Genomic DNA, 21038 nt, shown 5'->3' on the forward strand with positions numbered 1-21038 from the left:
GAAAGAGTCTGCCTTTGGCGACGCTGACGCAGGCTTCTACGGTAAGCGATCTTGCCAAAATCATTGGTGGAGAAAAAAGTTCTACGGATGTGGAAGGATGCCGCTCGCTGAAGTGTATTCAGTCCGGCCACAAGGGAAAGGCCCCTCTGTTTATGGTTCATGGAGGAGCCGGTAACACGCTCATTTTTAAGGATCTGGCCCGGAATCTGGGTGCAGAATGGCCGGTTTATGCTTTTCAGTGGTCGGGATGGGACGGCCTGCCCGGAGAGACATCGATCGAATCTATGGCCTCGGTTTACGTCGAGGAGCTGTTAAGCGTGGCTGATGATGGGCCTTTTTATCTGGGCGGGCATTGCATCGGAGGATTAATTGCTCTTGAGATGGGGCGTCTGCTGAAATCCAGAGGTATTGCGTTTAAGGAGCCGCTGTTGATTACTGATTCGCCGAACATCCGTTCCCGGAAATATCTTCCGCGGAACAGGAATAGACGGCGGTTTGATACAATGCGGACAAAACTGCTGGAGAAAAAGATTACGGATTGCGAGGTGGATTCGCTTTCCGATGCTCACTCTGGCAGTGGACTGAAGGGATGGATCAAAGATTCCCGACTGTACGCTTATGTACGAAATCTGCGCACGGAAAAAAGAATCATGGCTATGCACGAACAGGCCGGAAAGGGAAAGCCGGTTCCTGTGGATTCACGTGCATTTTACAGTGGTCAGATGATGCATTTGGCGTTGAGAGCCTATAAAGGCAGAAAATATGAGGGAGCCGTGCTCTATTTCCGATCGGGCTGCCATGGGGATAGAATGCATCTTTCAGGCTGGTGGGATGATGTGTTTCTCGGATTCGAGGAACTATGTTCCGGACGTTTTACCGGATATGTCATCGGTGGTGGTCATGATGAGATTCTGTCACGACCGGAGTTGGAAGGTTTGCTGAAGGACGTGTGGGAGACCTAGGACGTATCCATGAGGCAATTCATTCCAGCCTTTTGTTTAGCCGCATATGCGGCTTTTCTTTTCTTTTTCGGGTTGCGGCCTTTCGAAATCATTTCCGGCCGTACTGTTTCCGGCGATGTTGCAGCGATGGAGGATGTGCGGGGCGGCGATAGAATCAGGGATAATATGCTGGAATCGCGGGCTTTTTCGCTTGATGTCGTATTGGAACCGTTTTCAGCGGAGCAATATGGTCCTGCACGCATTATTACGTATTCCCGCGACCCATTGGCCTGGAATTTTACGTTGGGACAGCAGGGGGAGGATGTCGTTTTCCGGTTGCGAACCTGTGAAAATGACGCCGGTATCGGCGGGGTTGAATTTCAGGGCGACGCTATATTCAGTACTTTACGCCCGTTGCATTTAGCGATCACATACGACGGGGTTAAAACGCGGTTGTATGTGGATGGGATTCTGCGCGCTGAATCCCATCTGATTCAGGGGAATTTCCGGAACTGGGGGAAAAATCACCGTTTGGTCATTCATGATGAAGTAACCGGCGGTCGTTTCTGGAATGGCCGAATTTACCGCTTTTTAATCTATAACCGGAGGCTGACGGAAAAAGAGATAAAAGCTGCTGCCTCCGGGACGCCGGCAGACGGTTCACTCTATCAGTATAAGCCGGGCTCTCCTGACTGGAAGCCGCTGAAATATCGTAATCTTTTCATCACGGTCGACAAGGTGTTTGATCCCCTCGATTGTGTGGCCAACATTCTGGCCTTCATTCCAGTACCCGGTCTTTTGTTTTTTGTACTTCCAGCGGCCTTTCGCAAAAAAAGATGGCTGTCCTGCATCAGTTTACCCCTTGCGTTGGGTTTGTCGATCAGCCTGTTCTTCGAATCCAGCCAGCGCTTTATCGTGGGGCGGGTTCCGTGCCTGGCAGATTTGGTATATAACGTGACAGGGACTTTAATTGGTTGTATTTTCTTGATGATTTGTGCGCGCCGCTACAACGTTATTTTATTAAAGGAGAGAAAAGGATGAAAATCATAGTTGTTGGTAATCTGGGCTATATCGGTCCGAGTGTGGCGGAGCAGTTTCGATCGAGTTTCCCGGATGCTGAACTGATCGGTTTTGATATTGGATATTTTGCGCACAGTCTGAGCAACGCGGCCTATTCTCCAGAAACCCTGCTGAACAAGCAGATTTACGGTGATGTCCGTGTGTTTCCGGAAGAGCTGCTGGCCGGTGTTGATGCCGTGGTCGATCTGGCCGCCATTTCAAATGATCCCATGGGCAACGAGTTTGAAGAGGTTACCATGGATGTGAACTATCGTGCCGCTGTCCGCCTTGCGGAAATGAGCAAACGGGCCGGTGTAAAACATTTTGTGTATGCCTCGAGCTGCAGTATGTACGGCGCGGCGAGTGAATATCCGAAGAAGGAGGATGATGAACTCAATCCTCTGACGGCCTATGCGCGCTCTAAAGTGGCGGCGGAAAGGGAGCTTGAGCCGCTGGCGGGCGACGGTTTTACGGTCACCTGTCTACGTTTTGCGACCGCCTGCGGTTTCACGAGTCGGCTGCGGCTGGATCTGGTACTCAATGATTTTGTGGCCGGTGCGCTGGTCAACAAAGAGATCGGTATTCTGAGCGACGGTACACCCTGGCGCCCGATGATCAATACCAAGGATATGGCGCGGGCGTTTGAATGGGGGGCCATCCGTCAACCGGAAAACGGTGGTGCCTTTCTGGCGGTGAATACCGGGTCCAATGAATGGAATAATCAGATTAAACCGCTGGCCGATGCCGTGGCCGTGCAGATTCCCGAGGCCAGAGTCAGCACCAATCCGGATGCGCCGCCGGACAAACGTTCGTATCGCGTAAATTTTGATCTGTTCAAAAAGCTGGCTCCCGATCATCAGCCGCAGTGCGATCTGGAAAGCACAATTCGTGAACTGAAGGATAATCTGGAGGCCATGAATTTTAATGATCCGGATTTCAGGACCTCGCAGTTTATCCGCCTCCGGGTACTTGCGCGTCATATGGAGCAGGGGCGGCTGAATAAAAATCTGGAGTGGATTCGATGAAACATACGGCGTGTCCCAACTGCGGGAAGACGGATCTGGAGGAATTTTTTACGATTCCGAATGCACCGACGCAGAGTCTGGTAACCATTAAAAACCGCGAAGAGGCACTGGCGATTCCCCGCAAAGATATTGTACTGACTTTCTGCAATTCCTGCGGGTTTATTTTTAATGGCGAGTTTGACACCACGATTGATTATTACACGCAGGGGTATGAAGATCAGCAGGGGTTTTCGCCGACGTTTGTGAAATTCATTACCGAGGTTACGAACCGGGTTATTGAACGCTACGATATCCGCAACAAACAGGTTATAGAGATCGGTTGCGGAAAAGGGGATTTTATCCGGTTGCTGAGCAAGCTCGGAAATAACCGGGGTGTCGGGATTGATCCGGCCTACGTTCCGGGGCGCGGGGAAGAGGTTGAAGGCGTCAGTTTTATCAAGGAATTCTATTCCGATAAACATGGCGATCTCCAGGCCGACCTTATTACATGCCGCCATACCATGGAGCATATACATGATACCCAGGGGTTCATGGAAACTGTGCGTTCATCGATCAAAGAAGCCGATCCGGTTCTGTTTTTCGAGGTGCCGAGTATTGTGCGTATTCTTGATATTCAGGCGTTCTGGGACATTTTTTACGAACACTGCAGCTATTTCAGTCCGGGGTCATTTGCCCGGCTGTTTCGTCAGACGGGATTCGAGGTGCTCGATATGTATCTTGAATACGATAAGCAGTATCTGTTTATCGAAGCGAAGCCGGCGGATGGCGTTTCAGAAAAGATCCATCCGTTGGAGGAGTCCATCGAAGAACTGAAGGAAAAGACAAAATATTTTGTCGACCAGATCAATATTCAGCTGAGTGAATGGCGGGAACGGCTTGCCGGTTTTAAAGCGGAAGGGAAAAAAGTGGTGGTCTGGGGCGGCGGCTCTAAATCCGTTGGATTCCTTACACAGTTTGCCGATCTCGATGTAATTGAGCATGTCTGTGATATCAATCCGCATATGCAGGGGAATTATATTCCGGGTATTGGAAAGCAGTATGTCGGCCCGGATTTCCTGACAGAGTATAAGCCGGATGTGGTGATTGTTATGAATTCGGTTTATATGGATGAAATTCAGAAGGATCTCGCAGATCGGGGACTGCATCCGCAGATGCTGGGACTTTAGGCAGACGTTATGTCGGATATTACGGTTGAAGATGAGGTGCCGGATGAAGGACAGCGTTGCTATAAAATAGTCACGGAGCGGGCGACTTATTTGTATCAGAAGAAGGGGTGCGCTTTTTCGAGTCTGTTGGATCGGGACGGGAAAGACTGGATCAGTTATCGGCCGAAGGGGGGACCTAAAGGGCATTACCGCGGGATTCCGAATATGGGCTATGAGACGTTCGGGCATCCGGGCTATGAAACCGGCGAAACGACACTGCTGGAGAAATCGAAGGAGCTGGTTCGTCTGAAGTCGACGGCGGATGGCGGAGCCTGGGATGTGGAGTGGACGTTCCGGACTACGCATGCCGAAATGCGGGCGTTGCATGTTGCATCGCCGGTTTGGCTGCTTTACGAAGGTACACCGGGCGGTAAATTCCGGCCGGATCTTCAGCAGATTCTGTTTTCTGACGGAACGCGGAGTCTGTGTTCACAAACGCGGAAGCTGGAAACTCCCGATCCCAAGTGGGTGGCGTTCTGCGATCCGAAAACGAAGCGCAGTGTCGCGTTGGCGTACGATGGTCCGGACCGGTTTCTGGATAAATACTGGCCGATGGGCGGTAAAGGCGGAATGACGGTGTTCGGTTTCGGGCGTACGGATGAGCAGGGTTTCGGATTCCTGATTAAATCGGTCCCATTTACCTTTTCTTTTGCGCTGGTGGAGAGTATCTCTTATGAAGAGGTGTCGGCTTATGTGGCAGATTATATGCCGGTGCGGCGGTAAAGAGGGATACGGTTTATGGCAGTAAAAGCGGTGGATTATCTGGTTATCGGTGGCGGCATCATCGGTGTGAATATGGCGCTTCATCTGAAGCGCAGGCATCCGGGAGCGTCGATCTGTGTGGTGGATAAAGAGCCGGAACTGGGCCGGCATGGTAGCGGGCGGAACAGTGGTGTGCTGCATGCCGGATTTTATTATACGGCCAACAGTCTGAAGGCGCGTTTTACCCGTGATGGAAATGCGTTGCTTAAGGACTATATACGCGAACATCAACTGCCGCTGAATGAATGCGGTAAGCTGGTGGTGGCTAAAGATGAATCGGAACTCCCGACGCTGGATGAGCTGCATAAGCGGGGGCTGGCCAATGGCGTGGAGCTGATCAAAATCACGGAAAAAGAGGCCCGGGAAATCGAACCGCGTGTGAAGACCTGTCAATATGCGCTGTGGAGTCCGAATACGGCAACGGGGGACCCGAAACCGGTGATGGCTCAGTTCCGGAAAGATGCTGCGGAAATGGGGATCGAGTTTCAATGTTCGGAGCCGTTTGTAAAATGTGATGGAAACCGGGTGTGGACCCGAACGCTGGAGTTTGACGCAGGCTATGTGGTGAATGCAGCGGGCCTCTATGCGGACCGGGTCGGTCACGCTTTCGGGTTCGGCAAAGCGTATGCGATTCTTCCGTTTAAAGGGCTTTATCTGAAATCGAATGAGCCGGCGGGAAGTTTTAAAACCAACATTTATCCGGTGCCGAACCTGAATAACCCTTTTCTCGGAGTGCATGTAACGGTGACGGCTGACGGGCATCATAAAATCGGTCCGACGGCGATTCCTGCTTTCTGGCGGGAGCAGTATAAAAGAATGGAGAACTTTAAGTTCGGGGAACTCTGCGAGACGACCTGCCTCGGTACACAGCTGATGATGAAAGCGGATTTTGATTTCCGTCGTCTTGCCCGCGAGGAACTGCGGAAATACAACCGGGCCCATCTGGTGGAGTTGTCTCAATCGCTTGCAACAGGTCTTGAACGTTCAACGTTACAGAAATGGGGGCCTTCGGGGATTCGGGCACAGCTGCTCAATCTGAAGAAAAAGAGTCTGGAAATGGATTTTCTGTTTGAGGGGGATGAAAAATCGTTCCATGTGCTCAATGCGGTTTCTCCGGGATGGACATGTTCCATTCCATTTACAGAATATATGGTCGACGAAATGGAAAAAATGCAGGGATAAACAGAAAGGGAGATGGAAGATGAAAGCTGTTATACTGGCGGGCGGCTATGGCACACGGATCAGTGAGGAAAGTACCGTGCGGCCGAAACCCATGGTGGATATCGGTCCGGAGCCGATTATCTGGCATATTATGAAAACCTATGCCTATTACGGTATTACTGACTTTATTGTGGCGTGTGGATATAAAGGAAATGTCATCAAAGAGTACTTTTCAAAGATTTTTCTGTCTGAGGCCGATGTTACCTTTGATCTGGCCAACAATACCATTGAATATCACCGTTCCCGCGTTGAGCCCTGGCGGGTCACCTGTGTTGATACCGGACTCAGCAGCATGACCGGCGGCCGTTTGCGGCGCGTTCGCGAATATCTTGATGACGAAACCTTCTGCATGACCTACGGAGACGGGGTTTGTAACATCAATATCGCTGACGAAATTGAATTTCATAAAAAATCGGGACGCAAAGCTACCATGGCCGCAGTGCAGGCTCCGGGGCGGTTCGGTGCGTTCACTCTGGGGCCGGATCAGGTTGAAGTGAAACATTTTCAGGAGAAACCCGACGGAGACGGAGCCTGGATTAACGGGGGGTATTTTGTGCTGGAACCGGAGGTGATCGATTATGTGGATTCCGACAGTGTGGTGTGGGAGCGGGAGCCGCTTCAGCAGCTGGCACTGGCGGGGGAGCTGAATGCCTATCGTCATTCCGATTTCTGGCACCCCATGGATACGCTGCGTGACAAGCATGTGCTCGAAGAGCTGTGGGCTTCCGGTAGAGCCCCTTGGAAAGTCTGGCAGGATTAAGGAGTTGAACCATGATTTTTGAACCGGCCCCTCTGAAAGATGCCTGGATTATTAAACAGAAACCGATCGGTGATGAGCGGGGTTATTTTGCCCGCGCGTTCTGTGAGAAGGAATTTGCAGCGCATGGAATACCGACGGGGTTTGTGCAGGTGAACACGTCGTTCAGCAAAGATGCAGGGACTCTGCGGGGGCTGCATTGGCAGATCGATCCAGCGCCGGAACCGAAGTTCATGCGCTGTACCCGGGGGGCGATCTACGACATCATGGTGGATATGCGTCCTGATTCTCCGACCTATCTCCAGCACTTCGGAATTGAGCTGACGCCGGAAAATCAGACGATGGTTTATGTGCCGGCCTTTTTTGCCCATGGATTTCTTACATTGGAGCCTGACAGTCAGTCGCTCTATATGGTTGGCGGCTATTACACGCCGGAGTGCGAGCGCGGGATTCGTTATAATGATCCGAAACTGGGCATTGAACTGCCCATCGAGCCGACGACGGTCAGTGAAAAGGATTTAAGCTGGCCTCTGCTTTAGGTTGGAGTTTATGAAAATGAAAAAGCCCGGTTTTGATCGCCGGGCTTTTTTGTTTTTCAGGGGTGGAGCATCAGATGCTGCTGCTTTCAACCAGTAGGCGGTGGGAGAGAACCGCGAGGGAGGAGGCGAGTTCTTCGCGCTGGAGAATGACGTGGTCAGGAACGTCGAGACTGGTGGGGGTGAAATTCCAGATGGCGCGGATGCCGCCTTCGATCATTTTATCGGCCACGCCCTGAGCGACCGAGGCGGTGACGGTCAGGATTCCGATCTGTACATGCATGCGTCGGGCGAGTTCGGGCATTTTGGCAATATCAAGGACCGTTTTCCCGTGTACTTCGGTGCCGATAATGGCGGGGTTGTTGTCGAAAGCGGCGACGATACGCATGCCGTGCTGCTCAAATCCTTTATAACCGAGGAGTGCGGTGCCCATACTGCCGACTCCGATCAGAAATGCATCGGAGGTGTTGGACCAGCCCAGGAATTCTTCAATGGCGGAAATGATTTCGTCCATGGGGAAGCCCAGCCGCGGGCGGCCGACGGCTCCGGTAATGGCCAGATCTTTGCGGACTACGATCGGATCGAGCCCCAATTCTTTGGCTACCACGGTGCCGGAAGCATACTCTTCCCCGCGTTCTTTCATTTTCCGCAATAACCGTAAATAGAGCGGCAGGCGTTTCAGCGTGGGGACGCCTGCGGTTTTTCGTTCCATTTGACTCATGAAAATTCTCCAAGTAATTACCTTAAATCGTACCAGTATGGGTCGATATACGTCAATCGATACCTGAGGTTCGATCGGAAGCGGCCGTATCTGAACCGAACCCCGGGGTATTACGTACACAGTTTGCATAAATATCGATCATATGCAATCGATATAAATGTATCTTAAAATAAGTTGCGTTCAAATACCGCTTTGTCTATAGAACGCGGTCTTGTTTGTAATTTTCGAACAGGAACAGGGGTGGATATATTAATCATGTTTGTTGGGGAGGGCCGTATCTTTTCTTAATTTCGGTTCACTTGCTGCAATTCATGAACATAATCCTTAAATAATGTTAACTCAGGAGTCAAAAATGGACAAAGCGTGGAATGGGTTTCAGGGAACGGCCTGGAGAGAAAAGGTGGATGTTCGGGATTTTATTCAGGCGAACTATACGCCCTATGAAGGTGACGGTTCTTTTCTGGAACCGGCAACCGAGGCGACGTCCTGTCTTTGGACGAAGGTGTCCGAGTTGATGAAGGAGGAGCTGGGCAAGGGCATTCTTGATGCGGATTGCGATCGGCCTTCAACCATTACTTCGCATGATGCAGGCTTTATTGATCGGTCGTTGGAAAAGATTGTCGGCCTGCAGACCGACAAACCGCTGAAGCGCGGTATTATGCCGAACGGGGGCCGGCGGATGGTTGAGATGGGGCTTGATGCCTATGGGTATCATTTTGATGATACGGTCAATGAATTTTATAAGAAATACCGGAAAACACACAATGACGGTGTGTTCGATGCCTATACGCCGGAGATGCGCGCAGCGCGGTCTGCCGGCATTGTGACCGGATTGCCGGATGCCTACGGGCGGGGACGTATTATCGGCGATTACCGTCGTGCAGCTCTGTATGGAGTTGATTTTCTGATTAAAGACAAACTGGCCCAGAAAGCGGAAACCGATCGCGTGCCGATGACTGAAGAGGTGATCCGGGAACGTGAAGAGTTGTCGGAGCAGCTGCGTGCGCTGGAGGAACTCAAGGTGATGGCTGAAACGTATGGGTTTGACATTTCCCGCCCGGCATCAACTGCGCAGGAAGCCGTTCAGTGGACGTATCTGGCTTATCTGGCGGCAACCAAGGAGCAGAATGGTGCGGCGATGTCGCTCGGCCGTGTTTCGACTTTCCTGGACATCTACATTGAGCGAGATCTCGCGAACGGCGTTATTACGGAAACCGAAGCGCAGGAATTCATTGACCATTTTGTTATGAAACTCCGCATGATTCGTTTCCTCCGCACGCCGGCTTACGATGAGCTGTTTTCCGGTGATCCCACCTGGGTAACTGAATCCATCGGAGGAATGGGGGTTGACGGTCGTCCGCTCTGCACCAAAAGCAGTATGCGTTTTCTGCATACCGTCTATAATCTGGGGCCTGCGCCGGAGCCGAATCTGACGGTGCTGTGGTCCGAAAAGCTTCCGGAAAACTTTAAGGCGTTCTGTGCGAAAGTCTCCATCGATACCAGTACGATTCAGTATGAAAACGATGATCTTATGCGTCCGAAGTTCGGCGACGACTATGGAATCGCCTGCTGTGTTTCGGCCATGCCGATCGGTAAGCAGATGCAGTTTTTCGGGGCGCGGTGTAATCTGGCGAAGGCTCTGCTGTATGCGATCAACGGTGGTGTGGATGACAAAAGCGGAAAACCGGTGGGGCCGGATTTCGGAAAGGTTGAATCTGAATATCTCGATTATGATGAGGTGATGGAAAAATTCCGGAAAACCCAGGCGTGGCTTGCGGGGCTCTATCTCAATACTCTGAATGTTATTCATTATATGCACGACAAATATGCCTATGAGCGTATTCAGATGGCGTTGCATGACCGTAAGGTGCATCGTACACTTGCCGGCGGTATTGCCGGACTTTCGGTGGTTGCCGACGCATTTTCCGCCATGAAATATGCAAAGGTGAAAGTGATTCGCAACGAAGAGGGGATGGCTGTTGATTATAAAGTTGAGGGCGAATATCCGGCCTTTGGCAATAACGACGACCGCGTGGATGCTATCGCCTGTGAACTGGTTGAAGGTTTCATGGCCGAGCTGCGCAAACATCCGACCTACCGGAATGCTGAACCGACCATGTCGATTCTTACGATTACATCAAATGTGGTGTATGGCAAAAAAACCGGCAACACGCCGGACGGCCGGAAGGCCGGTGAACCGTTTGCTCCGGGGGCGAATCCGATGCACGGGCGTGATGTGAAGGGCTCGGTTGCATCCATGGCTTCCGTGGCCAAGCTGCCGTACGATGATGCGGAGGATGGAATCTCCTATACGTTTTCAATTGTTCCGAAGGCTCTGGGGAAAACGGATGAGACCCGGATCCGGAATCTGTCCGGCCTGATTGACGGCTATTTCCTGGAAACCGGACAGCATATCAATGTCAATGTTTTCGACCGTGAAATGCTTGAAGATGCCATGGAAAAGCCGGAGCTTTATCCGCAGCTTACGATTCGTGTTTCGGGATATGCCGTGAACTTTACGCGGTTGACGCGTGAGCAGCAGCTCGACGTGATCAACCGTACCTTTCACGAACGGATGTAAAGGGATAACCGCAAAGATGCTTCAAAAAGGATGCGCAAAGTATTTCTGAGCACACTTTGAGTTTCCGGCGTCTTTGCGGTAGAAAGCAGGCATGACGATTGAAGAAGCCAGAGCGGTCCGCGGCCGGATCAGTGCTTTTGAAAGCTGCGGAACAGTGGATGGTCCGGGATTGCGTACGGTGGTTTTTATGCAGGGTTGTCCGCTGCGCTGTCTCTACTGTCATAATCCCGAAACCTGGGAATTCGGCGGGGGCGATGAATATACCGCCGGCGAGGTTTTTGACGAAATCAGTAAATACCGCAATTTCTGGAAATCGTCCGGCGGGGGCGTGACCTTTTCCGGTGGAGAACCGATGAGTCGTCCGCGGTTTCTTGAAGCGCTGCTGCAGCTTTGCCGGGCAGAGGGTATTCATACGGTGGTGGACACCAGCGGGTTTACGCTGATCACGGAGACCGTAAAACGGATTGTTGAGCGGACGGATCTGTTTCTGCTGGATATCAAAAGTGTGAATGCCAACATGCATCAGATCATTACCGGTGAATCCAACAGAAACACCATGGCCTTTGCGGAATATCTGGCATCGGTGAAGAAGCCGGTCTGGATGCGCTATGTTATTGTGCCGCGCCTGAACGACCGGGTTCACTGCCTGGAAAAACTGGCGCGGTGGGCGAAGGCGCAGGGGAATATCGAGCGGGTTGAACTGCTCCCGTTTCATAAAATGGGGGAATGGAAATGGAAAAAATATGAACTGCCTTACCGACTCTCTGAAACCTGGGAGCCGGGCGCGGAAGAGGTGGAAGAGTATGCCGGTATTTTCCGGGCTGCGGGGCTGATGGTCGAATAGTTTTTTCCAACAGCGGAAAAGGGAACGGCGCGGAACAGTGGTGGCAAAAGCACTGTTCCGCGCCGCTTTGTTACGGGAGTCGGAGTAGTCCCGGAATTCAGATCAGTGACTATGAATCATTTTTATACCATGTCCTGTCTGGATAAGTTGAAAAGGTATAAAAATATCGATAAAAGTCAATCGTATAAACGATATTTTTATATCGAAATTAAGCATGCTGTTCCGTTCGGAGTTAAAGGGGTGCTTTCATCGCACAGTCTGCGGAGTGTTTTGTGGGCGATTCGCGGGTTTCCGATTGTTCCGGGGCCTGCAATGCAGCCGCCTTCGCATGACATGACTTCAACAAAGTTTCCGGGGCATGAGCCTGTTGCCCATTGCTGCATTTGGCGAATGCTCTTTTTATCGATCCCGTCAATCTGAACCGGATCGATGGGCGTGCCGTTCGGTAATGCCGCCTGGACGGCCGCTGTCACGCCCCGGCTGGCTGCAAAACCGCGTCCTTCGCGGGAGGGGGCGATCTTTGCAGGTGCTTCCTGGCATTCCTGTACATCGATTCCCGCCCCTACCAGAATGGCGCCGAGCTCCTCAAACGTGAGGACAAAATCAACCGTGTCATTTTTTTGTGCTTCAACGCGTTTGGCGATGCATGGACCGATGAAAACCGTTACTGCATCCGGATTTATTTTCCGAACGGCGGCAGCGGTGTAGGCCATCGGAGTAGGGGTGTTCGAGACAAACGGTTTAAGGTCCGGAAGATGTTTTTCCACGGTTTCAATATAGGCAGGACAGCAGGAGGTGGTCATGAACCGGTCGCCGCTGCCGGTTTTTTCCTTCCATTCAGCACTTTCATGCACTGCTGTTTCATCGGCTCCGACAGCCACTTCGACTACGTCGGCGAATCCGATGGCTTTCAGGGCGGTAATGAGTTGAGGAAGGGTGCCGGGAAGCTGGCCGGCAATAGACGGAGCGATCATGGCAACGGTATATCTGCTCCCCAGTGTCTTCAGCACATCAATCATCTGGGAAAGATCGGTGATGGCGGCAAAGGGGCATTCGCGCAGGCATTTTCCGCAATAGGTGCACCGGGTATGGTCGATGGTCTCGCGGCCGGTATCCGGATCTTTGGTGATGGCACCGACAGGACAGGCTTCTTCGCACGGAATGGGGATGCGGATAATGGCATGGTAAGGACAGGCCTTCATGCAAAGGCCGCAGTTCACACATTTTGCGGGATTGATCCAGGCTTTTCCTTCGCGGGGTTCGATGGCCCCTTTGGGACAGACGGTTTCGCAGGAGCGCGCAAGGCATCCTTTGCATGCGTTGGTTGCGGAATACTGTGTGGTTACGCAGGCGCTGCAGGCCACATCTATGACCGTCAGAACCGGGGCGGCCGCTTTCGGCCGCTGGAGCGCATCTTCAAAATAGGCGCTGATCGGTTTCAGTTCATCGGTTTCATTTTCCACACTGTAGCCCAGGGCGGCCATGGTTCGGTATTTCACGACGGCGCGGTCTTTATAGATGCAGCAGCGCGAAGAGTCCTTTGCCTCTTTCGGCCGCATACTGATCGGGATACGGTTCAGCGTATCATCGGGCTGTTCAGCAAAGAAGGCGCGGGCAACCCGGGCCAGAATTTCTTTGCGGAGGCGGTTGGCCTTGTTGTCATGAAACATTATTCAACCTCCATGCCGATCTCTTCACGTACAGCGCGGAGCAGTTTGTTGAGGGTGGCATCGGAAACCACCCGGTCGTTCACCCGGGCAAACGGAGCTTTTCCGTTTTTTTCATGAGCGCATAAGCCGAGGCAGTGGGAGCCGGTCAGATTGACATACTGGGCCGTTACGGGATCCAGCATGTCATTAAAGGTCAGCAGATGGGCACCGCCCATCAGATAGCAGGTGGTTCCTGTACAGATCGAAACGTTAACGGTTTTCATATAAACTCCAGGGTAACTTCTTTCAGATAATTCTCTTCCAATACGGTTGCTATACGCCGCAACAGACTGCGCCGGATTTCCAGTTCCATCGGCAGACTGGGATCCTGATGGGCCTGATTGATCCGTGTGCCGACGAGCAGATGGATGATATCGGAATTCAGCAGCTGTTCTTTCAGCAGTGTGGCGGCATTTTTTCCGATTGATTTTTTTTTGCCTTCCAGCAGGTTCAGTACTTCGGTGAGAGTCAGAATCCCTTCGGTTACCAGATCGATACCTTCCAGCTCTGAAACCGGCGGCAGAGAGGCTCGTTTGAAGCGGAAAAGGTCGGTATGAATTTCCCGGTTCAGTTCGCGGGCGACAATTTCGGCGGATGTGCCGCCGCTGATGATTTTGGTTCCGTCGAACCGACGGATGGTTTCGGCATATTCCCGATCTTTTTGTTCTGAAAAAGGGGGGCCGGATGCCAGCAGGGTTCTGCGCGGAGTTCGGAAATAGAGTACGCCGCAGGTAATGTCATCATAGGCTTTCCTGTCGGGTTCATGCTGGAGGGCGGCCTGTACAATGGCACGGGCAAGCCGGCGTGCGGACATGGAGGAGTCGTGCTGAATCCGTTCCCTGGAGAAGGCGGCACAGCCCCGGCTGCGCCAGCCCAGTGGGTGGGTCGGGGTGCCCATGCCGGCTTCGGTTACGCCGTCGCTGAAAAAAATGATGCGGTCTTCCGGCTGTGCTGTAAAACGGCTTACACGCAACGTACGGTAATCATTCTGATCACTCCCGAATTCACGGAAGGGAATTTCAACCGGGTTGCCGTTTCGCAGCAGGATGAAGGGCGGATTGCCTTGTTCAACAATCTGTACGGAGCCGTTCCGGCGGCAGTCGATGACGGTGAATGTGGCATAGGCAATCCGACGGACCCGACAGACCGGCAGCGAGTTCATAATCACTTTGGCGTAGTGAACGAAATCGGTATAGGAATCGGCGAATTTGATGGCCATACTGGCTGTCATATTGGCCAGGATGTTTGCTTTTACGCCGCTGCCGAGTCCGTCGGAAAGCACCGCCAGCAGGCGGTGGTTTTCCGGATCTTTCTTCACCATGAATGCGTCGCCGGCGGTATGTTCCGAGGCTTTGCGGACCTGATGAAATTCCAGTTCTTTGAATAAATTCTTCATTTCTGATCCATGGGTTTTACGGATGTTGAATCCGTGGGATCTGGTTGGGGCCGGATTTATGAATGCTGTTCCGGTGTTTCGGCATAATCTTCGGCAATCGAGCGCAGAAGAATTTCCGTGTCTGCCATATGTTCACCGAGTTTGCAGGCAATGTCCTGCACGGCAGCCATGTTCTTATCAATCACTTCGCGCGCTTTCCGGGCGATCAGCTCCCGTCGGTATTCTGTCTGAGTAACATCCAGCAGCGTGGCCCCGACGGATTTTCCGGTTTCAATGGGAAAGATGCTTATTTTAAGGAGGCGCTCATCAAAGCGAAGAGTGTCGGAATGGTATTCCCGACCACTCCGGTTTACTTCGCTGAACAACGGTGCGAAAGGCAGAATTTTTCGCAGGTCGGCACCCTCAAGTCCCGGCCGGGCTTCGTAAGCCAGCAGTGTTTCCTCTCCGGCCAGTCGGGCAAAGTTTTCATTGCACTCAATCACCCGGAGGGTATCGTCCACAATCACCACGCCCGAGGGCATACAACGGAGCAGAGCATTGGCTTTTTTCTGCGCCTGTTTCCGAAGGTAGGACAGACACATGTCGGGCTCGGCTGTTTCATAAAAGAGGGCTTCGGCAAATGTACGGCAGGTTTCATAGCCGCATCCGCCACAGTTCAGTTCGTCCGTCGGTTTATATTTTCCGACCCGTTCCAGTGCCGAACGCAGTTCGGCTTCTGTTAAGCGGTCCGTCGTCGGCGGGACGGGGGAGAAGGAGTGGGCAATAGCTCGAGCGGGGGCGGAAGGCCGTTGGGGGCAGGCGTTGCGGCGGATGGCGAGTTCTCCGGCGAGCAGGGTCTGGCGGGCCTTCGTCTGGGGACCGCCGATGCATCCGCCGGGGCAGGCCAGGGCCTCAAGGAAAACCGGAGTTCCAAGTGATTCTGTATCCAGGTTTTCCAGAGTCTGGATAACGGCTTCAAGACCGTTCATGGCCAGCAGTTCGGTTTGGGGAAGTGGATAGTCCTCCAGCGTTTTATTCATTCCGCCGGCCAGCGGATAGAGCGCGCCGTGTTTTGCCTCTTGCGGCTCGAAAGCTGCCGGGGCTGATTCGGCCGGAATAATACCGCATTCATCCAGCCATTCGGCAAGTTCGCTGAAGGTCAGTGCAATATCAGTGAGTCCGCTGAATTCGTCACTTTCGCACTTTTTGGCAATACATGGGCCGATGAACACCACGGCGGTATCCGGGCCATAATGTTCTTTCAGGTACCGGGCGTGTGCCTGCATGGGGCTGAGTAAGGGGGAAAGGCAGCCGGTAAATTCGGGGCGGTATTTGCGGATGAGGTCCACGACGACCGGGCAGGCCGTGGAAATATGTAAGCCCGGACGGGCGTGGTTCAGTGATTCCGCAAGCGAGCGGGTTACCGCTTCGGCGCCGAGTGCCGTTTCGCTGACGGCATAAAAACCGAGCTGTTTGAGGGCGCCGACGATCGCTTCAGGTGCTGTATCCGGCCATTCACCCGCATAGGACGGGGCGAGTGAGGCGATGACTTTACTTTTTCGCTGCAGCAGGTTTTTGGCTCGTGTGAGGTCGTTCCGAACCTTTTTAGCTCCCGCCGGACAGGTATGCACACAGAGGCCGCAGGCAATGCAGCGCTCCGGAATGACTTCCGCGTGGCCGTTTTCGATTTTAATGGCTTTGACCGGGCAGTGACGCACGCATTTGTAGCAGTCGCGGCAGTCGGTTTCTTCGGTGTAGATGGGATATTTTCGGTTCATGGAATGTTCTGTTGATTGAAGGCCGCAGGATAAGGATGGGTGAATAGGGTGAATTTTTTAATCGGGAAACGTTTGAGCGCAGGAGCTGTCAGGTTTCATTTTTTACCTCTGCAAAATAGAATTCCAGCAGGTCGAGCAGGGTTCCTGTATCCAGTTCGCGGTGGAGGTTGCCGTTGATTTCAATATTGGGGCCGCATCCGCACTCGCCCCGGCATCGACAGCCCGAGAATGTGATGGCGGCGGCAATGCCGTTGCCATGCAGATAATTTTCAATCAGCTCCAGATGCTCGCGATTACCGCGCGCAAAGCAGGAACTTCCCATGCAGATTGTGATGCTGTTGCTCATTGCTTTCCCCTGTAATGCATATGCGGAACAAGGGTATTCCTGAATCGATATATGTCAATCGATAAATATATAATGATAAGAGGCTTTCAGTTGCGGGAGCAGGGTTTTTATTTGCGCAAAAATTCAGATTTCTTCACGATCTGAGGCGTATGGAAAGTGTTGAACAGATTTACGATATTCCGGACCTTGAATTATCTGATATTCATATTTGGGGGGCTGAAGTGCCGAAATGCATGGGAAAACTTCAGGATCTGGAGCGGGTTCTATGTGATGAGGAAAAGGAAAAGGCTGCGCGGTTTCTGCACGAGACCGACCGTCATATCTCGGTAGTTGCACGCGGGGCGCTCCGTATTCTGCTGAGCGTTTATGCCGGGGATGCACCGGAAAATCTGGTTTTTCATTATTCAGAAACCGGAAAGCCCGTTCTTGTGCCGACGGCTTTCGGAAGATCCGATGATACAATCGGGTTCAATGTCTCCCATTCCGGCAGCTGGGTGGTGCTGGCGTTCGGCCGGAACCGGCAGGTGGGAGTGGATGTGGAGAGAATCCGCCGTGAAATGGATGTGCTGTCCATTGCCGATCGGTATTTCGCTCCGGATGAAACCGCGCTTATCCGGTCTGCCGATGATGTACATGCGCTGTTTTTTCATCACTGGGTCCGTAAAGAAGCGTATGTGAAGGCGGTCGGTTCCGGTCTCTTCCGGGAACTCTCTTCATTTTCGGTGCCGCAAGAGGACGGGGAAAAGGAGGGCTGGTTTTTCCGTCATCTGGAGGCCGGGTCCGAATATGCTTCGGCTGTTGTGACTGACAAACCGGTTGACAATGTGTCATGTTTTGATTTTGGAGGTTTAAATTGGGACAGTTAAAGAACACGTTTTCATGGTCGTTCAGTGCGGCGGAGGATTTCGAGCAGTGCCGCCGCCGGCGCTACTGGAGTAAATATGCCATGTGGGGCGGTTGGGCGCGGAATGCGACCGAGGAGCAGAAGACGGCATACCGACTGAATAAAATGGATAACCGCTGGGGATTGATGGGACAGGCCGCGGAAAATGCCATTATGTGGGTGCTCCGTCAGCATCAGGCCGGCAGAAGTGTTTCCGTTGAGGAGGCCTGGAAAACCATCGCACGGCCTTTTATGACTAAAAAATGGAATGAATCGCTGGAGGGGAACTGGCGCTCAAATCCGAAACAGTTCTGCTGTCTGCGGGATCATTATTACGGAAAGCTTTCCGGCGAAGAGGAAAAAGAGGCCAAGCGCGTTCTGGCCGCCCAGATTCAGAACTGCATTAAAAACTTTATCGAACGGGTTCTTCCCAGAATCGGAACCGTTAAGCCGCAGCAGGAATTCCGAATTGCGACACCGGAAACCGGCGGCGATGTAGAGCATTTTATTTATGAAGGGGTGAAAATCTATTCGATCCCGGATTATGCCTACAGAGTGAACGATGAAGTGCATATTCATGACTGGAAAGCAGGAAAAGTTAAAACCGATCAGCACAGGCTCCAGCTTTCGCTCTATGCGTTATGGGCGATGGTGAAATACGGTGCGCAACTGGATAAAATTTTTCTCTACGTCGAATACCTCAATGAAGGGCAGGTGCTGCCGTTCCAGATTACGGATGCAGAGCTTGAAGAAACAAAACTGCTGATGAGTGATTCCGTGGGAGCCATGACCGAATATCTGGTGGATGGAGACCGCGAAAAAAATGAACCGCTTCCTAAAGAGGAGTGGGAGCTGACCTTCGATCCGGCCAACTGCGGCATGTGCGATTTCTATGAGCTCTGCGAACCGGAACTGGATGAAATGGAGTGACCGCAAGATACACAGCATATGCGAAAGGAAAGCATTCCGGCGTATAGAAATATCACTTTGTCCGGTCTGATTTCCGGGTTTTGAGCGTCTTTCTGGATAGGGATTCATTTTTTAACATTTTCCCATTGACCGGATCAGAGGTTCTCTATAGATTCCCCACTTCTTTCGCATGAAAGACCGCTTTTAAAGCGCACCCGTAGCTCAATTGGATAGAGCACCTGACTACGAATCAGGAGGTTTCAGGTTCGACTCCTGACGGGTGCGCCATTTTTTTGTCCGGACCCTTTTCAGCAACTTCTTGTCCTTTATTTCGGTATTACGACAGAACGCCTGCCGTCCTTTGCTCCGCGGATTTGATTCCCTTCTTTTCGATATCCAATGTTTCAGCACTGTCTCTCAGGGGCTGAATCTGCCGGTTGGAAAATCGTGCTTGGATTCCTGAGTGTATGAATAATACCATTTACTACAACATTCCGGTCTTAACGATAGCGTTATTCCGCGCAGAGAGCGCGGAGCCATTTATGACTGAATTTCTTTGCGTCCTCAGCGCCTCTGCGAGAGATCAAATTTATACCGGATAGTTTTAACGTTTGGTATAAGGGAAGACGGTTTCGATTTGTTGTTTTCGATCTGTGCCGCCGAAATCGCCGCGAAACTGTTTGGGGAGCGTGTGGAATAAAAAAGGGCGCCCCTTACGGAGCGCCCTGGTATTCCCTGTGTTAGTCCCCACTAACCCTGTTCAGGCACCGAGACACTGTTTCATGTCTTCTTCGACGGTGGTTACCGGTGCGATGTTGAAGGTGTCGACGAGCACCTGCAGCACGGTCGGTGTGATAAAGGCCGGCAAGGAGGGACCGACTTTGATATCTTTGATGCCGAGGTGCAGCAGGGTGAGCAGAATGCAGATGGCTTTCTGTTCGTACCACGAAAGAATCATAGAGAGCGGCAGATCGTTTACATCGCATTCAAAGGCATTGGCCAGAGCGACTGCAACCTGAATGGCGGAATAGGCATCGTTGCACTGTCCCATGTCGAGCAGCCGCGGAATGCCGCCGATGTCGCCGAAGTCGAGTTTGTTAAAGCGGAACTTACCGCAGGCGAGCGTCAGGATGGCGCAATCGTCCGGAACGGCTTCCGCAAACTCGGTATAGTAGTTTCGGCCCGGTTTGGCACCGTCGCAGCCGCCGATAAGGAAGAAGTGTTTGAGGGCACCGCTTTTGACCGCGTCAATCACCTGCGGGGCAACGCCGAGCACGGCATTATGTCCGAATCCGGTGAGTATGGTTTTTTCTTCTTCGGTTTCTGCGAAGCCATCGGCCGCAAGGGCGGCTTCGATGACCGGGGAGAAATCTTTATCGTCACCGATGTGCTCCACATCCGGCCACTGAACGAGTCCGGTGGTGAAGATGCGGGCCTTATAGTTTTCTTTCGGTTTCTGAATGCAGTTGGTGGTCATCAGAATCGCGCCGGGAAAGGCTTCGAATTCTTTGCGCTGGTCCTGCCAGGCTCCGCCGTAATTACCGACAAGGTGGCTGTATTTTTTCAGCTCCGGATAGCCGTGGCACGGAAGCATTTCACCATGGGTGTAAATATTGATGCCTTTGCCTTCGGTCTGTTTGAGCAGCATTTCCAGATCTTTCAGATCGTGACCGGAAACGAGAATGGCTTTGCCCTTTACCGGAGTAATGCGAACCGGGGTGGGAACGGGATGCCCGTAGGTTTCCGTGTTGGCTCCGTCGAGCAGACCCATTACGGTCAGATTGACCTCGCCGGTTTTCAGTGCGAGTGCAACCAGCTCGTCAACGGTCGGTTCCGGGTTCAGAAGAAAGGCCATGGCTTCGTGGAAGAACGCGAAAACAGAATCATCTTCTTTTCCGAGGACGAAGGCGTGGTCGGCGTAGGCGGCGGTACCTTTTAATCCGTAGAGAATCAGTTCCTGCAGACCGGTTACATCGGGGCCGAGGGTGTTCATTCGGCTTTCAATGCCGATTTTTTCCCCCATGGAAATCAGTTCATCGATATTGTTCGGCATTTCGCCATCACATTCGACACCCATTTCTTTTCCGAGCTGAAAACCGCGGGAGATGATGCCGGCGATATCGGCCGGATCAAAGTTTACATTGGTCACTGTGGTGAAAAGGCCCTGCATGACAAAGAGGTCGGCGTCGCGGGTGGATTTTCCTTCCTGGCGCAGCGCATGGGCTTTTTGGGAAATCTTTTTGCAGACTTCAATCAGCAGATCCTGAAGGGCTGCGGTTTCCGGGTCTTTTCCGCATACGCCGAAGGCGGTGCAGCCGGTGGCCTGACTGGTTTGTTCACATTGGTAACAGAACATGCTCATCTTTATCTCCTTGGTTCTTGGCTC

19 protein-coding genes and 1 tRNA gene are annotated in these 21038 nt (G+C 52.3%); 13 read left to right on the top strand and 7 right to left on the bottom strand.

The window, feature by feature from the left end; all coding sequences use genetic code 11:
* The first annotated feature begins 14 nt into the window (after positions 1 to 14).
* From EGM51_00545 to rfbC, 8 genes are read left to right on the top strand one after another with little or no spacing between them, the layout of a single operon-like run.
* Complete coding sequence (locus EGM51_00545) at positions 15 to 962, top strand: alpha/beta fold hydrolase (GenBank protein QBG45973.1); 948 nt, start codon at positions 15 to 17, stop codon at positions 960 to 962.
* 9 nt (positions 963 to 971) lie between these two features.
* Positions 972 to 1982, top strand: a complete 1011-nt coding sequence (locus EGM51_00550) for a hypothetical protein (GenBank protein ID QBG45974.1) — start codon at positions 972 to 974, stop codon at positions 1980 to 1982.
* Positions 1979 to 3025 (top strand): SDR family oxidoreductase, encoded by a 1047-nt coding sequence (locus EGM51_00555; protein QBG45975.1) that lies wholly within the window; start codon positions 1979 to 1981, stop codon positions 3023 to 3025. Before EGM51_00550 ends, EGM51_00555 begins: the two co-directional genes overlap by 4 nt.
* Positions 3022 to 4191 (top strand): methyltransferase domain-containing protein, encoded by a 1170-nt coding sequence (locus EGM51_00560; GenBank protein QBG45976.1) that lies wholly within the window; start codon positions 3022 to 3024, stop codon positions 4189 to 4191. Before EGM51_00555 ends, EGM51_00560 begins: the two co-directional genes overlap by 4 nt.
* Before the next feature lie 9 nt (positions 4192 to 4200).
* Positions 4201 to 4953, top strand: a complete 753-nt coding sequence (locus EGM51_00565) for a hypothetical protein (GenBank protein QBG45977.1) — start codon at positions 4201 to 4203, stop codon at positions 4951 to 4953.
* Positions 4954 to 4968: 15 nt separating this feature from the next.
* Positions 4969 to 6174: an L-2-hydroxyglutarate oxidase gene (lhgO, locus tag EGM51_00570; protein ID QBG45978.1), complete on the top strand. Its 1206-nt coding sequence runs from the start codon at positions 4969 to 4971 to the stop codon at positions 6172 to 6174.
* A 19-nt stretch (positions 6175 to 6193) separates the two neighbouring features.
* Positions 6194 to 6973, top strand: a complete 780-nt coding sequence (gene rfbF / locus EGM51_00575) for a glucose-1-phosphate cytidylyltransferase (protein QBG45979.1) — start codon at positions 6194 to 6196, stop codon at positions 6971 to 6973.
* Positions 6974 to 6984: 11 nt separating this feature from the next.
* On the top strand, positions 6985 to 7509 hold the full coding sequence (gene rfbC, locus EGM51_00580) for a dTDP-4-dehydrorhamnose 3,5-epimerase (GenBank protein ID QBG45980.1): 525 nt from the start codon (positions 6985 to 6987) through the stop codon (positions 7507 to 7509).
* A 70-nt stretch (positions 7510 to 7579) separates the two neighbouring features.
* On the opposite strand, the gene EGM51_00585 is transcribed toward rfbC, so the two are convergent.
* Positions 7580 to 8218, bottom strand: a complete 639-nt coding sequence (locus EGM51_00585; GenBank protein ID QBG45981.1) for a redox-sensing transcriptional repressor Rex — start codon at positions 8216 to 8218, stop codon at positions 7580 to 7582.
* 361 nt (positions 8219 to 8579) lie between these two features.
* Between EGM51_00585 and pflB the strand changes: the two genes are divergently transcribed.
* Together pflB and pflA are read left to right on the top strand one after the other, a co-directional pair.
* Positions 8580 to 10808 carry a formate C-acetyltransferase gene (gene pflB / locus EGM51_00590; protein ID QBG45982.1) on the top strand — a complete coding sequence of 743 codons (2229 nt, stop codon included), beginning with the start codon at positions 8580 to 8582 and terminating at the stop codon, positions 10806 to 10808.
* 91 nt (positions 10809 to 10899) lie between these two features.
* Complete coding sequence (gene pflA / locus EGM51_00595; protein QBG45983.1) at positions 10900 to 11652, top strand: pyruvate formate lyase-activating protein; 753 nt, start codon at positions 10900 to 10902, stop codon at positions 11650 to 11652.
* 197 nt (positions 11653 to 11849) lie between these two features.
* Here the strand turns inward: pflA and EGM51_00600 are convergent, their stop codons facing one another.
* The 5 genes from EGM51_00600 to EGM51_00620 all read right to left on the bottom strand — a co-directional run bounded on the left by EGM51_00600 (position 11850) and on the right by EGM51_00620 (position 16860).
* On the bottom strand, positions 11850 to 13322 hold the full coding sequence (locus EGM51_00600) for a 4Fe-4S dicluster domain-containing protein (GenBank protein QBG45984.1): 1473 nt from the start codon (positions 13320 to 13322) through the stop codon (positions 11850 to 11852).
* Positions 13322 to 13585, bottom strand: a complete 264-nt coding sequence (locus tag EGM51_00605; protein ID QBG45985.1) for a hypothetical protein — start codon at positions 13583 to 13585, stop codon at positions 13322 to 13324. Before EGM51_00605 ends, EGM51_00600 begins: the two co-directional genes overlap by 1 nt.
* A complete protein-coding gene (locus tag EGM51_00610) occupies positions 13582 to 14757 on the bottom strand; it encodes a serine/threonine protein phosphatase (GenBank protein ID QBG45986.1) in 1176 nt (391 codons plus the stop codon). The genes EGM51_00605 and EGM51_00610 overlap by 4 nt, the downstream gene beginning before the upstream one ends.
* A 56-nt stretch (positions 14758 to 14813) precedes the next feature.
* Complete coding sequence (locus tag EGM51_00615) at positions 14814 to 16514, bottom strand: 4Fe-4S dicluster domain-containing protein (protein ID QBG45987.1); 1701 nt, start codon at positions 16512 to 16514, stop codon at positions 14814 to 14816.
* A gap of 88 nt (positions 16515 to 16602) precedes the next feature.
* The gene (locus tag EGM51_00620; GenBank protein QBG45988.1) at positions 16603 to 16860 is read right to left on the bottom strand and encodes a (2Fe-2S) ferredoxin domain-containing protein; all 258 of its coding nucleotides are present in this window, start codon (positions 16858 to 16860) and stop codon (positions 16603 to 16605) included.
* Between the two features lie 149 nt (positions 16861 to 17009).
* Between EGM51_00620 and EGM51_00625 the strand changes: the two genes are divergently transcribed.
* The 3 genes from EGM51_00625 (at position 17010) to EGM51_00635 (ending at position 18940) form a co-directional block, all read left to right on the top strand.
* Positions 17010 to 17726 carry a 4'-phosphopantetheinyl transferase superfamily protein gene (locus EGM51_00625; protein ID QBG45989.1) on the top strand — a complete coding sequence of 239 codons (717 nt, stop codon included), beginning with the start codon at positions 17010 to 17012 and terminating at the stop codon, positions 17724 to 17726.
* Positions 17714 to 18673, top strand: a complete 960-nt coding sequence (locus EGM51_00630) for a hypothetical protein (GenBank protein QBG45990.1) — start codon at positions 17714 to 17716, stop codon at positions 18671 to 18673. Before EGM51_00625 ends, EGM51_00630 begins: the two co-directional genes overlap by 13 nt.
* A 190-nt stretch (positions 18674 to 18863) precedes the next feature.
* Positions 18864 to 18940, top strand: a tRNA-Arg gene (locus tag EGM51_00635).
* A gap of 472 nt (positions 18941 to 19412) precedes the next feature.
* Here EGM51_00635 and EGM51_00640 read toward each other — a convergent pair.
* Positions 19413 to 21008, bottom strand: coding sequence for a hydroxylamine reductase (locus EGM51_00640; protein ID QBG49212.1), 1596 nt, complete (start codon positions 21006 to 21008; stop codon positions 19413 to 19415).
* Positions 21009 to 21038: the final 30 nt, after the last annotated feature.

Source organism: Verrucomicrobia bacterium S94 (assembly GCA_004299845.1).
GTDB lineage: Bacteria > Verrucomicrobiota > Kiritimatiellia > Kiritimatiellales > Pontiellaceae > Pontiella.

Excerpts from the sequence above, each read along its gene's own strand:
- EGM51_00550 (QBG45974.1), top strand. The coding sequence starts at position 972 with ATGAGGCAATTCATTCCAGCCTTTTGTTTAGCCGCATATGCGGCTTTT.
- EGM51_00555 (QBG45975.1), top strand. The coding sequence starts at position 1,979 with ATGAAAATCATAGTTGTTGGTAATCTGGGCTATATCGGTCCGAGTGTG.
- EGM51_00560 (QBG45976.1), top strand. The coding sequence starts at position 3,022 with ATGAAACATACGGCGTGTCCCAACTGCGGGAAGACGGATCTGGAGGAA.
- EGM51_00565 (QBG45977.1), top strand. The coding sequence starts at position 4,201 with ATGTCGGATATTACGGTTGAAGATGAGGTGCCGGATGAAGGACAGCGT.
- lhgO (QBG45978.1), top strand. The coding sequence starts at position 4,969 with ATGGCAGTAAAAGCGGTGGATTATCTGGTTATCGGTGGCGGCATCATC.
- rfbF (QBG45979.1), top strand. The coding sequence starts at position 6,194 with ATGAAAGCTGTTATACTGGCGGGCGGCTATGGCACACGGATCAGTGAG.
- rfbC (QBG45980.1), top strand. The coding sequence starts at position 6,985 with ATGATTTTTGAACCGGCCCCTCTGAAAGATGCCTGGATTATTAAACAG.
- EGM51_00585 (QBG45981.1), bottom strand. The coding sequence starts at position 8,218 with ATGGAACGAAAAACCGCAGGCGTCCCCACGCTGAAACGCCTGCCGCTC.
- pflB (QBG45982.1), top strand. The coding sequence starts at position 8,580 with ATGGACAAAGCGTGGAATGGGTTTCAGGGAACGGCCTGGAGAGAAAAG.
- pflA (QBG45983.1), top strand. The coding sequence starts at position 10,900 with ATGACGATTGAAGAAGCCAGAGCGGTCCGCGGCCGGATCAGTGCTTTT.
- EGM51_00600 (QBG45984.1), bottom strand. The coding sequence starts at position 13,322 with ATGTTTCATGACAACAAGGCCAACCGCCTCCGCAAAGAAATTCTGGCC.
- EGM51_00605 (QBG45985.1), bottom strand. The coding sequence starts at position 13,585 with ATGAAAACCGTTAACGTTTCGATCTGTACAGGAACCACCTGCTATCTG.
- EGM51_00610 (QBG45986.1), bottom strand. The coding sequence starts at position 14,757 with ATGAAGAATTTATTCAAAGAACTGGAATTTCATCAGGTCCGCAAAGCC.
- EGM51_00615 (QBG45987.1), bottom strand. The coding sequence starts at position 16,514 with ATGAACCGAAAATATCCCATCTACACCGAAGAAACCGACTGCCGCGAC.
- EGM51_00620 (QBG45988.1), bottom strand. The coding sequence starts at position 16,860 with ATGAGCAACAGCATCACAATCTGCATGGGAAGTTCCTGCTTTGCGCGC.
- EGM51_00625 (QBG45989.1), top strand. The coding sequence starts at position 17,010 with ATGGAAAGTGTTGAACAGATTTACGATATTCCGGACCTTGAATTATCT.
- EGM51_00640 (QBG49212.1), bottom strand. The coding sequence starts at position 21,008 with ATGTTCTGTTACCAATGTGAACAAACCAGTCAGGCCACCGGCTGCACC.